Source organism: Pedobacter sp., from assembly GCF_035317785.1.
Taxonomy (GTDB): Bacteria; Bacteroidota; Bacteroidia; order Sphingobacteriales; family Sphingobacteriaceae; genus Pedobacter.
Map to the genome: position 1 here is coordinate 1 of NZ_DATHGC010000359.1, position 21,696 is coordinate 21,696.

General features: G+C 40.1%; 15 protein-coding genes. 6 read left to right on the forward strand and 9 right to left on the reverse strand.

Annotated elements, in window-relative coordinates; all coding sequences use genetic code 11:
* Both VK541_RS22280 and VK541_RS22285 read right to left on the reverse strand, forming a co-directional pair.
* A partial coding sequence (locus tag VK541_RS22280; RefSeq protein ID WP_324372755.1) for a TolC family protein occupies positions 1 to 344 on the reverse strand: 344 nt, incomplete at its 3' end.
* A gap of 260 nt (positions 345 to 604) precedes the next feature.
* Positions 605 to 2,689, reverse strand: coding sequence for an alpha/beta hydrolase family protein (locus tag VK541_RS22285; protein ID WP_324372757.1), 2,085 nt, complete (start codon positions 2,687 to 2,689; stop codon positions 605 to 607).
* Between the two features lie 214 nt (positions 2,690 to 2,903).
* On the opposite strand from VK541_RS22285, the gene VK541_RS22290 reads away from it, so the two are divergent.
* Positions 2,904 to 3,968, forward strand: a complete 1,065-nt coding sequence (locus VK541_RS22290; RefSeq protein WP_324372778.1) for a LacI family DNA-binding transcriptional regulator — start codon at positions 2,904 to 2,906, stop codon at positions 3,966 to 3,968.
* 72 nt (positions 3,969 to 4,040) lie between these two features.
* On the opposite strand, the gene VK541_RS22295 is transcribed toward VK541_RS22290, so the two are convergent.
* From VK541_RS22295 to VK541_RS22315, 5 genes are all read right to left on the reverse strand, one after another.
* Positions 4,041 to 6,239, reverse strand: a complete 2,199-nt coding sequence (locus tag VK541_RS22295; RefSeq protein WP_324372758.1) for a hypothetical protein — start codon at positions 6,237 to 6,239, stop codon at positions 4,041 to 4,043.
* 93 nt (positions 6,240 to 6,332) lie between these two features.
* Entirely contained in the window at positions 6,333 to 8,024 is a 1,692-nt protein-coding gene (locus VK541_RS22300) for a RagB/SusD family nutrient uptake outer membrane protein (RefSeq protein ID WP_324372760.1), read from the reverse strand.
* Positions 8,025 to 8,036: 12 nt separating this feature from the next.
* Positions 8,037 to 11,120, reverse strand: coding sequence for a TonB-dependent receptor (locus VK541_RS22305; protein ID WP_324372761.1), 3,084 nt, complete (start codon positions 11,118 to 11,120; stop codon positions 8,037 to 8,039).
* 552 nt (positions 11,121 to 11,672) lie between these two features.
* On the reverse strand, positions 11,673 to 12,866 hold the full coding sequence (nagA, locus tag VK541_RS22310) for an N-acetylglucosamine-6-phosphate deacetylase (RefSeq protein ID WP_324372762.1): 1,194 nt from the start codon (positions 12,864 to 12,866) through the stop codon (positions 11,673 to 11,675).
* Positions 12,867 to 12,869: 3 nt separating this feature from the next.
* Positions 12,870 to 14,207, reverse strand: a complete 1,338-nt coding sequence (locus VK541_RS22315; protein ID WP_324372763.1) for a sugar MFS transporter — start codon at positions 14,205 to 14,207, stop codon at positions 12,870 to 12,872.
* Positions 14,208 to 14,514: 307 nt separating this feature from the next.
* Here VK541_RS22315 and VK541_RS22320 point away from each other — a divergent pair, with 307 nt between their 5' ends.
* Entirely contained in the window at positions 14,515 to 15,924 is a 1,410-nt protein-coding gene (locus tag VK541_RS22320) for a Gfo/Idh/MocA family protein (RefSeq protein WP_324372765.1), read from the forward strand.
* Between the two features lie 52 nt (positions 15,925 to 15,976).
* On the forward strand, positions 15,977 to 16,723 hold the full coding sequence (locus VK541_RS22325; protein ID WP_324372766.1) for a glucosamine-6-phosphate deaminase: 747 nt from the start codon (positions 15,977 to 15,979) through the stop codon (positions 16,721 to 16,723).
* Between the two features lie 411 nt (positions 16,724 to 17,134).
* Here the strand turns inward: VK541_RS22325 and VK541_RS22330 are convergent, their stop codons facing one another.
* A complete protein-coding gene (locus VK541_RS22330) occupies positions 17,135 to 17,491 on the reverse strand; it encodes a helix-turn-helix domain-containing protein (RefSeq protein ID WP_324372767.1) in 357 nt (118 codons plus the stop codon).
* A 150-nt stretch (positions 17,492 to 17,641) separates the two neighbouring features.
* On the opposite strand from VK541_RS22330, the gene VK541_RS22335 reads away from it, so the two are divergent.
* The 3 genes from VK541_RS22335 to VK541_RS22345 all read left to right on the forward strand — a co-directional run bounded on the left by VK541_RS22335 (position 17,642) and on the right by VK541_RS22345 (position 20,319).
* Positions 17,642 to 18,637, forward strand: coding sequence for an aldo/keto reductase (locus VK541_RS22335; protein WP_324372768.1), 996 nt, complete (start codon positions 17,642 to 17,644; stop codon positions 18,635 to 18,637).
* A gap of 29 nt (positions 18,638 to 18,666) precedes the next feature.
* On the forward strand, positions 18,667 to 19,845 hold the full coding sequence (locus VK541_RS22340) for a PQQ-dependent sugar dehydrogenase (protein ID WP_324372769.1): 1,179 nt from the start codon (positions 18,667 to 18,669) through the stop codon (positions 19,843 to 19,845).
* 63 nt (positions 19,846 to 19,908) lie between these two features.
* On the forward strand, positions 19,909 to 20,319 hold the full coding sequence (locus VK541_RS22345) for a cytochrome c (protein WP_324372771.1): 411 nt from the start codon (positions 19,909 to 19,911) through the stop codon (positions 20,317 to 20,319).
* Between the two features lie 487 nt (positions 20,320 to 20,806).
* On the opposite strand, the gene VK541_RS22350 is transcribed toward VK541_RS22345, so the two are convergent.
* The gene (locus VK541_RS22350; protein WP_324372772.1) at positions 20,807 to 21,682 is read right to left on the reverse strand and encodes a pirin family protein; all 876 of its coding nucleotides are present in this window, start codon (positions 21,680 to 21,682) and stop codon (positions 20,807 to 20,809) included.
* Positions 21,683 to 21,696 lie beyond the last annotated feature (14 nt).

Consider the following 21,696-nt stretch of genomic DNA (forward strand, 5'->3'; position numbering starts at 1 on the left):
AGGTATAAGCCGCCGAAGGCGGCGTTCCAGTTTTGTTTTTCAAAGGATGGCCCGCTGGATGCTACTCCTAATCCGCCGAGACCGTAAGCGGGACCATTCTGTCCGTTTATGGTTCCGTAGTCCTGCTGGGCAGATAGGTTCAGGTTTGGCAGAAGCTCTGTTTTGGCCTGTTGCAGGGAAGCTTGCGAGGCACTGATATAGTTGCGCTTTGCTTTAATTGTTCCATAATTTGTTAAAGCAGTATTAATAGCGTCTTTTAGTTTTATTGTCTGCGCATTCAATGTCCCGGGACCGGCAATCATAAAACTACAGAAAAAGATAAGATAGGGGAGTACTTTAGACATAGTGTATTTATTACACTGCAAATTTATTTTTCTGCTTAGAGCACAAAGTATGCGTGTCAAATCATTTATTATGAAATTCAAATAATTATATATTTTTAGCTTTAATGACTTTGCTATTACATTGCCATTAAACCTAATCACAGAAGGATATTTTTATCCAGGATTTAAACTACCAGGAGGTTTTAATTGTTCAGATTAAAGGAGATGCTGACAAAGTTTCTCCTTTGTGATCCCGGGGGCTTATTCTTTTTGTAATTAGGTCAGTTGAAGACTGTTTTTCCAGGCTGCTTTGATATACTCCGTATTTTTTCAAACTCTTTTTGATATTCACTTAAGCTATCGCCGGTTATTCGTCTGCCTGACATGGTTACAGGGTTGATGATCTCAATCTGCTTACCACTTAATGCCGCGGCAAGAGATACATCACCCCAATTTAGAAAATCCGGTAAGTGAATCCCCATACTAAAAAAGTCTACATTTGCACGGTTATCAAAAGCGTAACTTAAGGGTGCTTCCCGCATAACAAGATAATCTATCTTTCCTTCTGTCGCGCTTAAAAACATTCCGGCAAGTCCGGCTTCCCTGCTGCCATCAATTCCAATTTTAGCGGCTTTATATTTTGATCTTAAAAAATCTGATACGAGGCCTAGTTCTTTTACCCATTCACCTAAAATAGTTTTTCCCAACCATAACTCTGACCGGGAAAGGGTATGGAGCACCATGCTCTTATTGCCCGTACTTTCTTTTGATGATGATGCTTCCCCTGTGCCAGATAAGTCCACAATGATAATCCCCAGTCCTTTTTTCTTTAATTTATCAAGCAGACTTGCTGAGATATTGTTTTTTCCCTGTGGGTCACAAATCACCATATATCCCATGGAATGGTTTGATGGACCTGAATGCAAGAGGGGAATTAGTTTCCCATCACTGGTTTCCAGGCAGAGACGATCCCATCCATCGAGGCTGGTATATGTATGTATTTTTTTTAATTCTGACTTCTCATTTGTTCTTAAAATACTCCGCAGGGCTTTCTTCTTCTGATTAACATCGAAAGATTTGGTATCCAAATACGCAGATCTTAGATCTTGGCCTCTTCTTTTAGCATAAGCTGCAATAGTTTCAACTTTTGGGTCCCGGCTTCCATTAGGATATACCAAGAGTTTTTCATTTGGTAAAATTTTGAAAGGGATTTCTTTTTTAGGCTCCCCGGTGCCAATCCCTTTAAGGTGAAGATCAAGCCAGCCAAGCAGAACTTCCCGCGTCTCGGGCCAGTAGCCGTGTGTTTTATTCGAAACCAGGTTAGAAAGATTATTCTCAACATTTAATAATTTAAATATTGGTCGGGCATTATTAAATGTCCTTAGCATTTCGGAAGACAAAAAGGTAGGATTATCAACAATATTGTTGCATAATTTAATGGCTCTTGGAGCAACCAGGGCAATAACGCCAGATTCTTCAGTAAAAGTCAATCCGTCTGGCATCAGCTCACAAACGCAATTGGAGCGCATGATGTATGATTCAAAAGTACCTACACTTACCACAGGCATAGCGGCTTTAATACGTTCATCAAGGGCTGCTAACCACATGGTTTGATTTCCTCCTCCGCTTGCTCCTGTTGCGCCGATCTTTTTGGGATCAACATATGGTAATGAAGTGAGTAAATCCACTCCCCGCATATTATCAGAAATCTGGACTCCGGCCAGGGTTTCTCCTATATTCATCAGTGAGGCTCCAAGGTTTGCTCCGTGATACTCATCCTGGCCGTGAGTTGTTGTTCTTTCTCCTGCTCCTGCGGCATCAATATTCAGGCACACATAACCATTAAGCGCCAGGGTTTGGCTTATAGCCTGGAAGGATTCGTATAATCGTCCTCCCGGCCAATGACCATGCATTGTAATTACCGCAGGAAATGGTCCTTTACCTTCCGGGATATAGAGATTCGCTGTTGCATATACATTCGGTCGGGTCTGAAAGGCTATATTCTTAATTGTATAACCGTCCATGGTTATTGAACCGGTTTCCTTCATGTCTAAAGGAAGCTTGTGGTTTATGATAAGTCCGGTCTTCTGTATAATGGTATTTCTGAGTTGGATTCGGTATTTCTCCCATTCTTTAAGGTCATCCGGTAATTGATGACTTCCGAATTTACAAACAGCTTCATTTCTTAATTTGCTTTCAATCAGATCTGCATGATTTCCGGCTAAAACAGATGGAAGGCTATCTGAAATTACAGAATTTGTATCATGCAAATCAGATGGACTTGCATTGTCACTAAATTGACCGGGTAATGAAGAGTTAATGTATGTCATTGAAAGTAAAAGGGGGAATAAAATTAGGATTTTCATGTTATTTAGTAAGTAATGTCTGGTTTAGATAGGATAATTTCCTGATTTCCTTATCCTAATGGGAAGTTACATACTATTTTTACTGAATTTAGGGAAATATCTGAATAAAAAAGCGATAACGTTGCCGAAATTTGCGTTATTCGCTTTTAATCTGTAGTCTTTTCTGGCACCTCTATCAGGATTATTAAAATCAAATTTTGCCTTCGCTCTTAACATAAAATTCGCTACATTAGATAATCATAAACACATATTAAAAATACTGATGGGTCGTCATCAAGTCACGATTAAGGATATAGCGAAAATTTTGAATATTTCTGTATCGACGGTCTCCAGAGCGCTAAGAGATACCTATGATGTCAATGCCGAGACTAAAGAAAAAGTACTTTCCTTAGCCTTAGAATTGAATTATAAACCGAACTTCAATGCCACTGGTTTATCCCAGGGAAGTACACATAATATCGGGATCATCATCCCTTTTATTACAAACTATTATTTTTCAACAGTTTTAACCGGGATCCAGGAAGTAGCGTACGAGAACAACTATAATATTGTTATTTATATCACAAATGATTATCCTGAACGGGAATCCTCTATTGTTCAAAATTTGTCAGTTTCGAGCCTGGATGGTTTATTAATTTCGGTTTCTTCCAACTCTGATTCCTGTAATCAGTTCCAGGAATTGATTGATGAAGGACTTCCTATAGTTTTTTTTGACAGAGTTGCCAGCAATATAGAAACATCCAAAGTTATGCAGGATGATTATAATGGCGCATTTGAAGCTGTAGAGCACCTGATTGAGAATGGCTACACTAGAATCGCACATATTGCAGGGCCTAAGGGACTAGATTTTACAGGAAAAAGATTGAATGGCTACCTTGACGCATTAAAAAAACATGATATGGCTGTCAGGCAAGAATGGATTGTTCATTCCGGATTTTCACAAGAATGGGGTGAAACGGATACAAATTACCTGTTGCAAAGCGAACACAAGCCCGATGCCATCTTTGCGGTAAATGACCGAAAGGCCATAGGTGCTATGATCGCTTTGAAAAAGAATAACATCAATGTAGGAAAGGAATTTGGAGTGATTGGCTTTACCAATGACCCTATGTGCACTATTATTTCTCCTTCTCTAACAACAATTGCCGAGCCGGCCTTTAATATTGGAAAGACATCTTGCGAGCTGCTTTTAAAACATATCAAGAAAAAGTATTTTCAATATCAGGAAGTGACTTTGCCAGGGAAATTGATCGTCCGGGAGTCTACTCAACGAAATTAATTAGTGGTCTGCCGTCTGCTGGTTAATACTGACAGAGGATTGATGATTAACCCTCTGTCAGATTAAGTTCTTTTAATGGGTTAAAAAATCAACTATCTGGTCATCTGCCATCTTTTCCGTAAGAACGATGCAATGGTCTTTGTTGTTTTCTAATTCAATTACCCGGTTTACATTTGGAGATTTTAATGATGGATGTGCATTGTAAAGTACCAAGTGCTTGTTTGCGGCAAGGGCCAGGAATGTCGGTAATCCTCCAATTCTCAATATACCGGGTATTTGCAATTTCAACATATTCTGTTCGGTTCCGGGATCAAAATGATTCCCGTCGAGAACTATTTTGCTTAGGTTAGTTGCAATTGGTGCTAAAAGCAAACCGGTTATCCCTGTATTTCCACTGGCATACAAACTAATATTTTTAGATAGATCTTTATTTTGTTTAATAGCTGTTATAATTGTCAACAAATCCTGGACTTGTTCTTGTCTGTCAGTTAAATTGTATGCAGTAAATTGCTTATCGGTTTCGTCACGACCTGTCACTGTCGAATCTTGTAGTACGTGTTCTCCCTGCTTAAATAAATCGGTAGTCAGGACATTGCATTTCTGATCCAGTAATTTATTTATCAGGTCACTGGGAATAGGAAGGCTTTTTAGTATAAAGTGTGCTTTACCCTGATCAGCAGTTAGAATTACTGTTGAATTTGCGGTAGAGAGGGGTTGGTATAATGTGCAGGGTATCCAGTCATTTTTATCCTTGCGGGCGATTAGTAACTGATGGAGGATAAAATTCGTGCCCCTGGCACTGCTCATTATTTTACAATCTATGGCATCTGGCATAGTTGCCTGTACCAAATGCTCAATAGCTGTTCCATATACCGTCTTAAAGTTTTGAAGGGATTTGTCGTCCTTTGGCCAGTTTTGTGCCAACTGTTTGATGTACATGGCCTTTAATGAGGCATTGAACCCTTTTTCGTTCAACTTTGGCGCATCATGATATTGAGAGGGAGAGAGTTGTTCGTAAGTACTGATTCTATCTGCATCCCGTTTATTCATAAAAGCCAGCAAGTTTTGATCGCTGTCCGCCACAAAGGGCTTTTCTCTTAATTTTGTTTTATCGTTTTCATGCAGCAGCCACTTGCCAAAAAATTCATACGCTGCTCCTCTGCTGGCTTTATTGTAGTTATGGACATAATCAAAATGGGCATTTTTGATTTTTTGATCGGCATCATACAAATGATAAAAGGGTTTCATCATGGGCATGATGGTATTCCTTGTATTGAAAGTCCAGTCATGTGTGTCTGAAACCAGCAAAAGTGGTTTTGGCGCCACCATTGCAGCAATTTCCACATTAAAAGTATTGGTTCTCAACCCAGGGGCATTTTCGCATAGATCTCCTCCCTGCATGGTATTACTGACCATGTTTACCGGAGCTGAAGCCTGGTAGCGGTCATCTACTCCTGTCAGAAGAAAAACCTGAGTAGCACCTCCGGAAGCTCCGGTAATGCCTACCCTTGCAGTGTCCACATTTGGAAGGCCGATTAGGAAATCCAATGCCCGGATGCTGTTCCACAATTGCAAACCCAATATATTAATATTGTACAATGGCGAAATGCTGTCATTTGCAAAGGTATGAGAGACTTGTCGGGTATCATTATATCCAACCATGTCATAACTGAACACTACATAGCCTTGTCTTGCCAGATTTATACTACGGGCAGGAACTGAATGTATTGTGTCATTGTTCAGGCGCCCATATTTAAAATGGCCATGTGGAGATAAAATCGCTGGAAAGGGACCATCTCCTTTGGGCTTGTATATATTGCCTGCCAGTAAAAAACCAGGATAGGTTTCTATTGTTACTGTTTCAACGGTATAATCAGCATGATCAACTTTGTGATAATACACCGGATGCAAAGGGGTTTTATCAGGCATCGGCCAAAGACCGGCAAAGACCAAAATGTGTTTTTTAAGGTAATCTTTTCTTTTTTCCCATTCTGCTATGGTTTTATAAACAGGCACTCCTTCATATGTGGTTTTAATGCCTCTCATTGTCAATAGTCGTTCATCGCGCAATGTCACATCTCTATTCTCCAGCATGTAGTTGTCATATATTTGAGACAATGCGGTATAACTTACTTTATGGAGTCCGTTTGCGTCATTTTCAGGTAGGCTCCAGCTCGCATCTGTTGTGAGCTCTTCATTTTGTTTAATGAGATTTTTGCAACCTGAGATACAAATTGTAATCCCGAGTATCGCTAAAATGTATTTTAACATAATTATTGTCTATTAATTAAAATTAAACTCCCAACTATATAATTCCATTCTTGCTGCTGTGTTCAATATTTTTTAGCAGTCCAGTCAGCTAATCTAGTATCCTGTATTTTGTACCAAAGATGGATTTTTATCAATCTCAACCTGGGGTATCGGCAGTACATAGTTCTTATCCTTAAACGTGAACTTGAAATTTGCCATGGTATTTATAGTATATGTTTTTTTGTTGGTAGCTGGATTCTTTACGATATCCATCCTTGTAGGAAGTTTATTAAGGACTATCGGTGCAATTTTCCAGCGGCGAACATCAAACCAGCGGTGTTCTTCAAAACATAACTCAATTTGTCGTTCATGTTGTAGTCTTGTCAAAAGGCTCGGGCCGCTTTCAGTAACATTGGGCATATTTACACCTGGCCTGCTTCTTACCATATTAATGTATGTTCTGCAGGTTGCTTCGTCTCCAAGAAAATATTTCGCTTCCGCATAATTAAGTAATATTTCAGCGTACCTGAAAAATATCCATGGTGAGTTGCCCTGGTTGATGCCACTCGGATTGGTCACGGATTCGTCGATAAATTTCCTAACATAATACCCTGTTTCAGTTGCATTCCAACTTGAAATCGGTCCTTCTCTGGAATCCCTGCCTCCGGGAACGAAGGTTTCAATGGTGCGTTCCTTGAAGGGAGCTCCATCATACAAAATAGTTGCATAGAACCGTGGATCACGATTGACGTATGGATTCTGTGGGTCATAATTAGGGTCATCTTTAGGGAGTTTACCGCTTGTCATCTCAAATTCATCAACAAAATTTTGATAAGGATGGACTTGTGCATATCCGCTGTATCCGTTAGGGAACAGACGCAATTCATTTTCCGGGTTAAGTTCCGTAGAAACTGGAATATTAAAAGGTCTGGACCATATTGATTCTGAATTGTAAGAATTTGCCCGCAAAAACTGATCTTTATAATTGGAATAAAGAGCATATATGTTCAGGTCAATAACAGCTTTAGCTGCATCTGCTGCTGCCTGCCATTTTTGGGTTGTGCCAGCTGGATTGTTTAATGGGCTGGCCATATATAATAGTGCCCTTGATTTAACAGCTAAGGCTGCGCCTTTTGTGATCCTGCCTAGGTTTGCTGAAGGGTAAGTAAGTGGCAATAACGCAGCTGCGGAGTTCAATTCGGATATAACAAAACTCATACATTCATCATACGTATTTTTTGGCACGTTAAAGTCATCAGTCAAGTCAAAAACTTTTGTAATTATAGGAACGCCTCCATATAATGAAACAAGTCTGAAATAAGCAAACGCTCTAAAAAAATGCATTTCTCCGCTCATTCTATTCTTGAGTGACTCCTCGGCAGAAGCCTCGCCTATGTTTTGAAAAAAGATATTACATTGTGTTATAACACTCCAGTAGTTAGCACCGCTGGTTGTCCAATAGTCAAGGGCCCCCAATTGGGACGGAGTTATATTCCCTTCATTTATGTAGTTATGGCCACCGCCCCTGCCATATAATTCGTCGGTTAATTCACCGAAGATTAAAGCGGTTGAAGTATAATTGCCCGCTGAGCGGGAGGTTGGTATTGCCCTGTATGTGTTGTTAACAAAGGCTTCTATTAAGCTCTCGTCTTGCCATACAGCTTCGTCTGAAAAACGATCTGTAGGCGTTTTGTCTAAAGCGTCTTTAGTGCAGGAAGATATAAAGGCTATCGAAAAAATCAGCAATATGCTGTAAAAACCAGGTGAGTTTTTCTTTCTGTTTATTATATTATATATCCAATTCATGATTGCTGTTTTTTAAAAAGTGACGTTTATTCCTAAATTGTAAATTTTACTCTGCGGGTAATAGGCGGCTGAGTTGGAACTGTTTTCAGGATCTGCCCACTTTACATTGTCAACTGTAAATAAGTTTTGTCCGTTAAGATAGAGCCTCACAGATTGCATTTTAAACTTTGACAGTAAATTTTGCGACAGGTTATAGGAAAACTCTAATGTTTTTAACCTTCCATAAGTAGCATCTTTTAACCAGAAGTCAGACTGAAGTCCACTTGGTTCTACCATTGTCTCAAGTGTAGGTAACCTGGGATATTTTGAATTCATACTTCCGGGAGTATAACGGTTAATAATTACATCCTCAAGTTGATTTATCGCAGCTCTGGCGTTGACATGATAATACTGCCATACATTGCTGGCACCTGCAAAATTCGCCCATAAAGAGAAGTCCTTATACTTCAGGGATAAATTGAGCCCAAATACAAGTTCTGGGGTGTTGGTTTTGTCCATTGTATACATGTCATTGGCTGTAATTGCGCCATCTCCATCTTTATCCTCATATTTGAGGTCACCAACTCTTGTACCAGGGTATATGGCAGAAGTATTTATCTCGTCCTGTGTCCTGAATATTCCGGTGGCATGATAATATCTTGTAGCGCCCAGAACATGCCCCTCTAACTTTTTCCATTCTGCTACATTTTGTGCTTCACTGATATCAACTATATTGTTATGGGAATAAGAAACATTTGCCGCAACTCTCCATGAAAAATCATTCACGGTTTTCCTGTGGCTCATCTCAAATTCGAAACCTGTATTTTCTACTGTGCCAATATTTTCATTTGGGAGTACAAGACCGGTGTAAGCGGGAACTGCAAGATCTCTGGTCGCTAAAATATTGGATCGTGTTTGTTTAAATACATCAGCTGTAAAACCGAACAGACCCTGCCATAAACTTGCATCTAAACCAATGTTTGCAGTTGTTCCAACTTCCCATGTGATATTTGGATTGGCAGTAACTCCGGTAACTAATCCGTTTGTTGCAATAGGGGCGGCGCCAAAGCTCATCCCGGTATTGCCCAAAGTGTACAATCTTAAATCCTGAAAAGCGGCAATCGCATCATTTCCTACTTTTGCCACAGATACCCTTAATTTCAGATTATCTACAAAGCTCAATTTTTTCATGAAATTCTCCTGCGAAATCCGCCATGCGGCAGAGGCGCCCGGGAAAAACCCAAATCTCTTACCTTTGGGGAAGTTTGAAGAACCATCATATCTGTAGTTGAAATCAAGTAAGTATTTGTCCAAAAAACCATAGCTAACACGTCCAAAAAGATTTTCTCTCCCGCTTTCTAACCTTACTCCACCTGTAGATTGATCTACCAGATTGCCTGCGAACAGCTCATCAATTGATGTTGATATGTAATTTTTTCTGAATGCGAAAAAGTTACTTGAATTGAGATTTGATTGCTCTGCTGCAATAAAGGTGTTAAAACTATGGTCACCAATTTTGAATTCATATTTGAGCCGAAGGTTTAATAAAGTCTGCGGGGATTGGGCGAACGATTGTGTAAGCTGCGGGAATAAAATACCTCCACCGGTTTTTGGTGTATATACACCTGTTAATTTATTGTAATCGTATACAGTCCATGGTGTTTGCCAGTTTTTATCTGCAACCATATTGTTGCTGTACACAAAATATCCATCAAGTCCCAATCCTTTGACCCAGGGAATGGTTAAATCAAAGGATCCCTTCGCATTGAAATTATAGGTCTGTGTGTGCTGATTTCCGGTAAGAGAAGTGCCCATTATTGCAGGATTTGTTCCGTTTTCAATACCGGGAGATGGTAGCCCGTTAGGCCAGTAGACTGGTAGAAATGGGATCTGCTTAAGGGCTGCAAAAGTCGCAGCGACGTCATAAGCCGGATAATTGCCGTCATTGTAAGCTCCGTTCAGATCAAAACCTAATTTCAAATTCTTGTTAATTTGAGCGTCTACATTACTTCTGAGCGAGTATGTTTTATATTTGAGGCTCCCATTCTTAAATATGCTACCCTCATTTGTATAGGATCCTGAAACGGAATATTTAACGTCTTCACTACCTCCTCTTACATTTAAATTTTGCTGACTCTGGCGGCTGGAATTTTTTAAAACTGCGTCGTACCAGTCTTCATTAATATAATTCGGATCTGTTCCGTTTCTAAATAATTCAATTTCAGCAGCGGAATATCTTGGGCTTTGACCGGCCTCTGCATCCAATTGATTAACATATCCGGCAAATTCTGCAGAACTTGCCATTTGGGGAAGCCTGGTGGGTTGGGTAACTGCCTGGTTATAGGAATAGCTTACGACAGGCTTTCCAGACGATCCTCTTTTTGTCGTAATCAGAATTACCCCATTTGCAGCTCGTGATCCATAAATGGCTGCTGAAGCATCTTTTAATACTGAAACAGATTCAATGTCATTTGGATTTATCCGTTCCCAACCTATAACCCCTTGTACTCCATCCACTACAACCAGAGGGTTATTGTCTCCCGTTGTATTTCTTCCTCGTATTAAGATGGTCGGATTATCCCTTCCCGGCTCACCGCTGGTCATTTTGGTGACAACTCCCGGGAGTTGTCCTGATAGGTTACTTGCCACATTAAGCGCGGGGCTGCGTTGCAGGTCTTTACCACTGACGCTTGCTACAGAGCCTGTTAAGGTGGCTTTACGCTGGGTTCCATAACCTACAGCAACAACCTCTTTTAGTGTTGATGAGCTTTCTCCTAAAAGCATATTGATAACGTTTTGATCTCCTACAATTGCTTCCTGCCTTTCATAGCCAATAAAAGAAAACACGATTACATCGCCTTTTTTAGCAGGTATGGTGTATTCTCCATTTTTGCCGGTGGAACTTCCAACGTTGGTTCCCTTCACCTGTACATTCACACCAGGAAGAGTCATACGGGTTGCGCTGTCTTGAACGGTACCTCTAATTACATTTATATTTTGTGCATTTAGCTGTGATGGCCATAGAATGACTATACTAAATATTGCGACAATTGGATATAGCCAAAGACTCCGTTTAGCTATTGTGTTTTTTCTGGGTTTGTGTTTTAGTTTTGCCATGTGTGTTGGTGTTAGGTTAAGTTTATACGGAGTAATTTCTAGATTGTATTTTTAGAGTATTGTTCCGGTATTTTGATGATAATTCTGTAATTAATAAGGTTATTGATATTTTTTTGTTGATATATTGAATTTTTATAGTGATTTTCTTAAAAAAGAAGCATAAAAATTAGTTATTTGGTAAATATTTAGACTTTATTATGAGTTTTATAATGTTTATAGTGTTAAAACTATGGATAAACTGAATTTAAACTCAGAAAATTGGGAAATAAATAAGCGATAACGGTGCCGATAGCGTTATCATAATAAATAAATCTTCTTTTTAAGGTTGTGATTGATTAGATTTTGTCTGATATTGTGTTTTATATCAAAAATATATTGACCAACTACTTTATATCCATCAATAATTGCAATCCTTGCAACAAGAGATACGAAGTATTCAAAAATTCGGACAATAGATAGAAAGAAAAGGACAAGTAGAAACCCTAAGCCGGAATGCTTAATCAGCTTTTATTGCGTTAGAAAGAAATGTGCTTTAATACAACGGAGAAGGGATTATTTATTTTTTTTATAGACAACTTTTCCATTAACAATAGTGGTGCTTATATTAATGTTTTCATCAAAAATAACGATATCAGCGTCTTTGCCCACTGTGAGAGTTCCTTTTTTGGAATCAATACCCATGATAGACGCAGGGGTCTTCGTAATCATTCTTATGGCATCTATCAGCGGAACATCCGCCATGTTTACCATATTCCTAACCAAACGATCTGCTGTGGCAACACTCCCTGCAAATGAACTTCTATCGGGCAATTTTGCTACACCTCCTTCTATAATGACTTTTAGTCCATTATTCAAGCTTCCAAGAATGCTGTCACCTTCAGGCATACCCGCTCCTCTCATAGAGTCTGTTATCAATGCGATGCGATCAGCCCCTTTTATCTTATAAATTAGTTTGAGAAGAGGTGCCGGTAAATGGATGCCGTCAGCAATAACTTCTACACTCATTTCATCTATCAGGTAGCCGCTTTCAATTACGCCTGCATACCTGTAGCAGTCACGCCTGGTAACGCCGGACATGCTGGAATAAAAATGGGTTGCCAGCGTATAACCATTTTCAAATGCCTCGAGGACCTCCTCGTAAATAGCGTCTGTATGTGCAATGGCAGCCAATATTCCTTTGGATTTTAGATACCTGCCGAATGCTATGGCTCCGGGCAGTTCAGGTGCCGCACTCCATCTCTTTACGATTGAAGTACCGGCCAGTATTTCCTGGTATTCCGCAGGATCTGGGTTGCGGATATATCTTGGATCCTGAGCACCTCTCTGACTTAAAGCAAAATATGGGCCCTCCAGATGCATTCCAATAAACTGAGCGCCCAGATGATTTATTTTATCTGCACTTTCATAAGTCTCGAGCGTTTTAAGGAGGTCTTTCTTTTCGCTGGTAAGCGTTGTCGGGCACATAGAAGTAGTTCCGTAGCGGGCATGTGTTTCAGCTATTTTTAAAAATGCATCAACAGTATTGTCCATGAAATCATGCCCGCCACCTCCATGAATATGAAGGTCTATAAATCCGGGAGAGATGTATTTCCCGCACGCATCTATTTCAAAAGCATCAGTCGCTTCTATATCATTTTCCTCGACAGCTATGATCTTAGCGTCTTCAATGAGTACAGTACCACGCTTAATTAACTTATAAGGTGTAATTATCTTTCCATTACTTATTTTTAATTTTGGATAATTCATAATTTAAGTAGTTGGATTACCAAATGGCCATGCCCGGAGTTTATGTCCTTTAAAAGCATAAAAAACAAGGTAGATATAACAAGGAAATAAAACCCAGTAGGCATAACGCAAACCATAAGTGTCTGCAAGATAACCATATAATAATGGCATAATAGCATTTCCACACAATCCCATGATCATAACTGAAGCTCCTAACTTTGTAAACCGGCCGAGCTTATCTAAAGCCAATGGCCAGATGCCGGCCCAAATCAGCGAATTCGCAAAACCGAGCGAAACAACAAACCAAATGGAAATATCAGTGACATGACCTAAAAATGTTACCGTAGACCTGGAAAAAATAATTAAGAGTGAAAAGATCGTTCCCAGAAGTGTGCAAAAGCGTAAGGCATTTACCTGACTGATGAATCTGGGAATACAAATTATCCCCAAAATATAGCCGCAGATAGTTGCAAACAAAGTATAGGAGGGAAATACCTTTGCCTCCAGGATGTGAATATTCATAGAACCCGCATAGCCAATGATGGTATCAATAGCTATTACCTGTGTGCCAACATGCAAAAAGATCGCAATTGCACCCAGGATGAGATGCGGAAATTCAAAAATACTTGTTTTATTAGCGTTGGCTGTGGAAACCTCAGGGTTTTCATATTCGGTATTGATTTCCGGAAGAGGAGAATAGCGAACCATTAAGCCAAGTCCTAACAACACGACACCAATACAAGTGTAAGGTAAAATCACTCTCCTAATCAATTCATTTAAAACAACATTTCTTGCAACATCGTCCATTAGTGGAATTTGCGCAAATAGTTCTCTATCTGTTGATTTTAAGATCAGCGCAGCAAATATAAGAGGGGCCAGGATGCCCGCACCTTTATTGCAGATTCCCATGATACTTATACGCTGGGCTGCACTTTCCTTTGGACCTAATACGGTAATATAAGGATTGGCAGCGGTCTGCAGAATGGCGAGTCCCGCGCCTAAAGAAAAAAGCCCCAATAAAAATATTTCGTACGTTCTTAGGTATGCCGCAGGTACAAAGATGAATGCACCTATTGCCATTGTCCAAAAGCCAATCATCATTCCTTTTTTAAAACCAAATTTCTTTAATAGAAAAGCTGAAGGGACAGACATAACAAAATACGAGATATAAAAAGCAAAAGCAACTAAATATGACTGAAAATTTGATAACTCACATGCTATTTTAAAATAAGGGATTAAAATGGCGTTAATCCAGGATACAAACCCAAATATAAAGAACAAAACGCCTATTATTAGAATTGAAATCAGTGTATCTCTTTTGCTTAGTGATGATTTCATGATGTTGTCGCCATATTTTTTCATTAATTAAGGTATATCTATGATTTTAAGTGATTAAAATTATGAAAATCCTTCGAAGGATTCTAAATATGCGCTGTAAATAAGAATGAGAACGTTATCGATAACGTTCTCGCTTTTTAAACTGTCTAATTTCTTGTTTGTCAGGATATTTTGCCGCTATTTTGAAATGCTTTATCGTCACATACGGCTTTAATAAAAAAAAAGAAGAATCGAGAACATGAGCTGAAAGACCATAAAATACAATGCTCCTAAACCCAATCGAACTGGAGTATTTTTTACAGTTTGGGTTAGTTTAAATAAAATAAATCACATGAATAATAAACGAAGAGATTTTTTAAGAATTACCGGACTCGCAGGTCTTGGCTTAGCAGGCGGAAATTTATTAAGTAGTTTTAAACCCCAAGAAAAAGCTCCTGGCCTTATAACCGGTTATTCCATGGGAACATTTAACATGTCCGGGTATGCTGCCCCTAAACTGGATGTGGTTCGCGTAGCATTTGTTGGCCTGGGTAACAGAGGTCCGGCAGCTGTAAACCGGCTTAAAAGAATTGCCGGGGTAGATATTAAAGCACTATGTGATCTGCGTCCTGAAAAGGTTAATACTGCAAAAGACCTTTTGAAAGGTACAGCGCACAAACCTGAGATTTATACTGATAAAGAGGACGCCTGGAAAAAAATGTTTGATCGTAATGACATCGACCTGGTTTATATAGCAACCCCATGGGCCCTGCATACGCCTATGGCAGTTTATGCGATGAATAGCGGCAAGCATGTATGTGTGGAAGTTCCTGCTGCTACAACGGTAGAGGAATGCTGGCAGTTGGTAGAAACCTCAGAACGTACTAAGAAGCACTGCATGATGCTGGAAAATTGCTGCTATGATTTTTTTGAATTATTAACTTTAAACATGGCTCGCCAGGGTCTTTTTGGTGAAATTATACATGGAGAGGGGGCCTATATACACGATATTTTGGAGGGTAACTTCTCGAAAACCAAGAATTATAAACTTTGGCGTTTACAGGAATACACTAAAAGGAAAGGTAATCTGTATCCAACCCATGGCTTAGGTCCGGTATGCCAGGCTATGAATATAAATAGGGGTGACAGGATGGACTATCTGGTCTCCGTTTCAGGGAATGATTTTATGATGGAAAAAAGGGCAGAGCAGCTTGCTTCTTCCGATTCGTTTTATAAAGCTTTTACAGGAAAGGATTACAATGGAAATATGAACACGACTACCATTCGCACAGAAAAAGGTAAAACTATCATGTTACAGCACGATGTAACATCACCTCGCCCTTATTCCCGTTTGCACCTTATCAGCGGAACACAGGGAATTGCACAAAAATATCCTCTCCCTGGCAAAATCGCTATAGGCGGAGATGAGTGGTTGTCTGAAGAAAAAATAAGAGAACTGGAAACAAAATATACTCCTCCAATAGTTAAACTTGTTGGGGAAATGGCTAAAGAGATCGGCGGACATGGTGGTATGGATTTTATTATGGATTGGCGTACCATAGATTGCTTAAGAAATGGTTTGGCACTAGACCAGGATGTATATGATGCAGCATTGTGGAGTTCTATACTGCCACTCAGTGAAAAATCACTTGCAAACCGCTCAAATTCGGTAGATATACCTGATTTTACAAGGGGTTTTTGGAAAACAAATAAACCCGTTGATGTCTCCATGTCAACCGGCGGGACAACCAAGGTAATTTAAAAGACTTTATTTAAACCATATATAGGAGCTGAATCCCAATAATAAAAAAACAATGAATATTTTTATAGAAAACGATCCAAAGAAGCTGGGTGAGGCGGCCGGCAAAAATGCAGCACATCTGATTAAACAAGTTATTTCAGAAAAAGGACAAGCCAATATTATTTTAGCAACCGGAACCAGCCAGTTTGAAACACTAAAACAGTTAATAGACGACAAAGAAATTGACTGGAGTAAAGTAGTGATGTTTCACCTTGATGAATATATCGGACTCCCGGAGACTGAACCCGCAAGTTTCAGAAAATACCTCAAGGAAAGATTTCTCAATAACGTTGCACCCCTGCAGGCAGTACACTTGGTGGATGGAGAAGCTTCAGATCCGCAGGAAGAATGTGAACGCCTTGGTAAGATCATTGCCGAAAATCCGATTGACATCGCACTTGTTGGTATTGGCGAAAACGGCCATCTTGCTTTCAATGATCCTCCTGCTGACTTTAATACAGAAAAAGCATACCTGGTTGTTGATCTGGAAGCAGGGTGCCGTATGCAGCAATTTGCAGAGGGATGGTTTAAATCTATAGATGAGGTACCTAAAAAAGCAATCAGCATGTCTGTAAAACAGATAATGAGCTCAAAACACATTATTTGTTCGGTACCAGATAGCAGGAAGGCGGAAGCTGTGAAAAACTCGATAGAACAACCAATAAGCAATTTATATCCTGCAAGTATTTTGCAGGCACATACCAATTGCACCTACTACTTCGATAAAGCATCAGCTCATTTTTTACAAGTAGAACCATAACATAGTTTTAAGGACGGACGATGAATAAATGTCTCAATTCATCTTTGGATTTTATTACGGACAAACAAACAATGGAAGACCTGACTAATCAGTTGTAAATATAAAACAGGTCGGCTTATGGCATTTTAATAAATAGTTATTATTTGGGAGGGAGAAGCTGCTGGATAATATTTTTCAGCAGCTTTAACTGATGATGCGTGGAGTTGCTCTACAGAAGATATTTATCCTTACTTATACGGCATGGCCATAAACTGGGTCTTAAATTATTACGGGCAGCATAAATTACAACAGCAATTTGTTGAAATCTGTGAAAATCGTCCCGAGGATATTGCCGGATTGTCGGAATTATCGTTTGCATTTCAACAAGCCCATAACCAGGAAATGGAATCTTTACTGGTTATGATTTGATGATTAGGATGGGAATTCCATATGGCCTTCAGCGAACTGACACATGCCGTCCAATACTTCACTCAATTTTTCTCCATTTGGCGTTAAAAGATATTCTACCCTGGCAGGTACTTCCTTAAAAGTATCATTACGGAGGATCAAACCATGCTGCTCAAGGGCTTTAAGCCGTTCGGCCAGGACATTATCACTAATGTGCTTAAGGTCATCCTTCAGGCTTGAAAAGCGGTTATTTCCTTCCTCTATGCTAAACAGTACATCGGTCATCCAACGCTTGCTTAGCAGGTAGATCAGCTCGTTTAACGCACATTTTTCCTGCAGAAAGGCTTGGTTATGATAATTCGTGGAAGTTAATTTTCTCATTTTATGTGACAACTAAGTTTATTAGGAGTAACTCACAAATTTCTAAGTTATTGTGCAAAAGGATATTTAGACGTTCATTTGTAATGCATTTCAATGAATGAAAATATCATTTAAGCTACTAATATAAATAAAAATAAAATTTTTAACACTATGAAGTATAGAAAATTAGGAGACTCAGACCTTGAAGTTTCAGTGATTACCTTTGGCGCTTGGGCGGCAGGGGGATGGATGTGGGGCGGCACGAAGAGAAATGAAGCAGTAAAGGCCATCCAGGAATCCTATCACGTCGGAGTCACCTCTATTGATACCGCCCCGATTTACGGGCAAGGTCTCAGTGAGGAAATTGTTGGAGAAGCAATCAAAAACATACCAAGGGACAAGGTACAACTGCTGACTAAATATGGAATGCGCTGGGACCTCCAAAAGGGAGATCTTGCGATGCGCAGCAAAGACAACAGCGGGAAGGACATTGATATTTACAAATATGCAGGTAAAGACAGTATCATTAAAGAATGTGAGGATAGTTTGAGAAGGCTCGGTACTGATTATATTGATCTTTACCAGATACACTGGCCTGATCAGACTACGGCTGTTGAAGAAAGTATGGAAGCTGTTTCCCGGCTTATTGAACAGGGAAAAGTTCGATACGCAGGCGTTTCCAATTACAGTGCTGAGCTTATGCGCCAGGCTGAACGGTATGTTCCACTGGTTTCCAATCAGGTTCCCTATAGCATGGTGAAAAGGGATATTGAAAAGGATGTTGTCCCGTATTGTATTCAGCACAATAAAGCTATCCTGGCTTACAGCCCTTTGGAGCGTGGTTTATTAACTGGTAAAATGAAACCAGGCTACAAGTTTGGTGTAGATGACCATAGGTCAGCGATACATTTCTATACAGACGAGAACCTGGAGAAAGTAAACCTGTTCCTAAATAAAATAAAACCTTTGGCTCAGGAAAAAAATGCGTCTCTCAGCCAGCTGGTCCTTCGCTGGACGGTTCAGCAGCCGGGAATAACTATTGCTCTGGCCGGCGCACGCAACGCAGAACAAGCGTTGCAGAACGCTGCAGCACTAAACATTGAGCTCAGCAGCGAAGAAATTGAATTCATCACCAAACATTTAAACCAACTGGAGCTATTGCCTTAACATCAGAATCAGTTATCAAACTTAAAATCATGAATAAGCACATTTCACGAAAAAAAAGTCTTACTGTTGCTTTAGGGGGGCTGCTGCTTGGCAGTTCCCTTTTGCTGATGGGCAGTAAAGATATCCCTGGAGAAAAACATACCAACAGGAAAATGACAGCCGCTGACCTGAAGATTGAAACGGTCGTTACCGGGCTCAACATGCCATGGGCGACAGCTTTTCTACCCGACGGCAGATTATTGGTAACCGAACGCATTGGGAAATTACGCCTGGTAAAGGATGGTATATTAGATCCCATAGAGATAACCGGTCTCCCTAAAATTCTGTACAAAGGTCAGGGAGGATTGCTTGACATTGCACTCCATCCTGATTACAAATCCAATGGTTGGATTTACATTAGCTATTCCTCCCCAAAAGCCGATGGTGAAGAAGGAGAGGATGGAGGTGCAAACACTGCATTGCTCCGTGCTAAACTTAGGGACCATGAACTCACGGACATTCAGGTGCTGTTTAAGGCCCTGCCAAATGTAAAATCTACTCCACACTTCGGGGGGCGGATCATATTTGATAAAAAAGGCTATGTCTTTTTATCTCTTGGGGAACGCGGACAAAAGGAGAACGCACAAAATCTAAGCAAAGACCAGGGAAAAGTTATCCGTTTACACGAGGACGGAAAAATCCCGGCTGACAACCCATTCGTGAAGACAGATGGTGCCAGACCAGAAATATGGTCCTATGGACACCGAAATCCACAGGGAATGGTCATTCATCCAACTACGGGTGTGATATGGGAACACGAACATGGCCCTCAGGGAGGAGATGAGCTCAATATCATCGGGCGGGGCAAAAATTATGGCTGGCCGCTGATCACCTTCGGTATCGATTACGACAATAGTATCATTTCAAAAGATACCGCCCGAACCGGACTTGAACAGCCCCTGATCTACTGGAGGCCTTCTATTGCTCCATGTGGCATGGCTTTCATTACCAGCGAAAAGTTTAAAGACTGGAACGGTGATCTGCTGATTGGTTCTCTGAAATTTATGTACCTGCAGCATCTGGTTGTGAAGGGGAACAAAATACTGAGCAGGGAAATCATTCTGGAAAATATCGGACGGGTAAGGGACATCCGACAGGGACCCGATGGGAACATCTATGTAGTGCTTGAAAATTCCGGTAAAATTGTTCGTATCAGTCCTAAGGCCTGATCTTTTTTAAATGATTACCAGGCATAACCAAAGGTTATACCTGGTATTAGCCAATTTATAATCATGAAAATATTGTCAATTCTTTTTTGTGGAGCCATATTTGGTCTTTCCCATTTATCAAATCAGGACGATAAACTCGGCAAAAGCATACAGCGCGGAAAAGTCATATACGCTGAAACCTGTATTAGCTGTCATATGGGAGATGGCCGGGGGGTCAGCGGATCGTTTCCTCCACTGGCGAAATCGGACTTTCTGGTTAAAACACCGGAAAGAGCCATAAGCGCTATAAAATTCGGTCTGCAGGGAAAAATCCAAGTAAATGGTACTGAATACAATAACGTTATGCCAAATCCAGGTCTGGCAAATGATGAAATCGCGGATGTAATGAATTACATCCGGAATCTCTGGGGCAACACCTCCAACAAAAAAATGATTACTGAAGAAATGGTTGATGCTCTGAAAGAGTTGAAATAAGAGCGGGAAAATAATTGCTTTCGGTTCCGTCAATCCAGCTATGGACTCCCGGATACTCCGCTGAAAAAAAACGAACCTAAAAGGTTCGTTTTTTTTGCCTACTTTTATTTATAACTATTTGATATTCAGTGCTTTTTTAATTTTAAGTTTTGTTGTAGGCTCGAATCCCACTGGGATGAAAAACGAGTAATATCCAGATGAGAATTATCTTTAAAAGGGGCCAGGATAGTGTAAATCGTTATTTTTGCTTTATCTGTCGCGCTTAAGTTTCGAAAATTTTTAAAGTTTTGCGGCACTTTCATGGCGCATTTACATGATTTATTTTAACTCCAGTAGGGCTTCCTGTACCATCTCATCGCCGTGCTGCTTCTGTCCTTTGAATATAATAAATGGCGACTAGGAGTAACCACATAAAAAACGGGCGAACCGAAAAGCCATACGATATAAACGTCCAGGTAGGCGGTACTTTTAAAATGTCGTTTATTTTTTAACCATAGCTGATCGTACCATATTTACCTGCATGAAAATCTTGATAGGCTTCAGCAACTTCAGTTTGAGTATTCATTACGAAAGGTCCTCCGGCAGCAATTGGTTCTGCATACCTTTCACCACCGAATACAATAATGTCAATGGCAGCTTCGGAATTGTTGCTGATTTCAATTATTCCCTCGTTTCTGTCAAATCCAATGATTTCACCTTCTTGGTATTCAGTGTCGTTAATCAAGGCATTGTGCAGCGGAAGAAAGGCAGCATATTGCATTCCTTTTTCCGTGTCGATGGAAAATTTTTTTCCTGCTTCCAGGTGAATGTGGTATAAAAACTGTTTTGAGTAATTTGGAATTGCGGAGGCCAGATGCTCATACGCTCCCACAATTATCTTGATCCAACCTCTTTCGTCACTTAGCTTTTGTTGAGGAACCTCGCTTGCCTGTACCGGAAGATATTCTGGTGGTTCGGCTTTTTGTTTAGCGGGAAGGTTAATCCAGAACTGAAAAGCATGGGTCAGCAGGTCATCTGATTGGGGATCAACATTCAGTACTTCATCATGAATAATCCCGTTGCCGGCTTTCATCCATTGTGCTCCGCCTGATCTCACTTTTTCCTGATGTCCCTTGCTGTCATGATGATCGGCTTCACCGTTGAGAATGTAAGTTAATGTAGCAATGCCCCTATGCGGATGAGCGCCACTTCCATTTACTTTTTTAACTGATTCGTCAGGAGAATGTTTTATTGGCAAAGCATGGTCAAGAAATACAAATGGACCGACTGCCTCTGCATACCGGTTGGGTAACATACGGTTAATTTTGTATTCCCCAATGTCGGCTCTTTGTCCTTGTGTCGAGAAACTGATTTTCTTTTTCATTTTTCATATTTTTT

Excerpts from the sequence above, each read along its gene's own strand:
- nagA (WP_324372762.1), bottom strand. The coding sequence starts at position 12,866 with ATGAATTATCCAAAATTAAAAATAAGTAATGGAAAGATAATTACACCT.
- VK541_RS22350 (WP_324372772.1), bottom strand. The coding sequence starts at position 21,682 with ATGAAAAAGAAAATCAGTTTCTCGACACAAGGACAAAGAGCCGACATT.
- VK541_RS22325 (WP_324372766.1), top strand. The coding sequence starts at position 15,977 with ATGAATATTTTTATAGAAAACGATCCAAAGAAGCTGGGTGAGGCGGCC.
- VK541_RS22285 (WP_324372757.1), bottom strand. The coding sequence starts at position 2,689 with ATGAAAATCCTAATTTTATTCCCCCTTTTACTTTCAATGACATACATT.
- VK541_RS22305 (WP_324372761.1), bottom strand. The coding sequence starts at position 11,120 with ATGGCAAAACTAAAACACAAACCCAGAAAAAACACAATAGCTAAACGG.
- VK541_RS22345 (WP_324372771.1), top strand. The coding sequence starts at position 19,909 with ATGAAAATATTGTCAATTCTTTTTTGTGGAGCCATATTTGGTCTTTCC.
- VK541_RS22340 (WP_324372769.1), top strand. The coding sequence starts at position 18,667 with ATGAATAAGCACATTTCACGAAAAAAAAGTCTTACTGTTGCTTTAGGG.
- VK541_RS22295 (WP_324372758.1), bottom strand. The coding sequence starts at position 6,239 with ATGTTAAAATACATTTTAGCGATACTCGGGATTACAATTTGTATCTCA.
- VK541_RS22320 (WP_324372765.1), top strand. The coding sequence starts at position 14,515 with ATGAATAATAAACGAAGAGATTTTTTAAGAATTACCGGACTCGCAGGT.
- VK541_RS22335 (WP_324372768.1), top strand. The coding sequence starts at position 17,642 with ATGAAGTATAGAAAATTAGGAGACTCAGACCTTGAAGTTTCAGTGATT.
- VK541_RS22300 (WP_324372760.1), bottom strand. The coding sequence starts at position 8,024 with ATGAATTGGATATATAATATAATAAACAGAAAGAAAAACTCACCTGGT.
- VK541_RS22315 (WP_324372763.1), bottom strand. The coding sequence starts at position 14,207 with ATGAAAAAATATGGCGACAACATCATGAAATCATCACTAAGCAAAAGA.
- VK541_RS22330 (WP_324372767.1), bottom strand. The coding sequence starts at position 17,491 with ATGAGAAAATTAACTTCCACGAATTATCATAACCAAGCCTTTCTGCAG.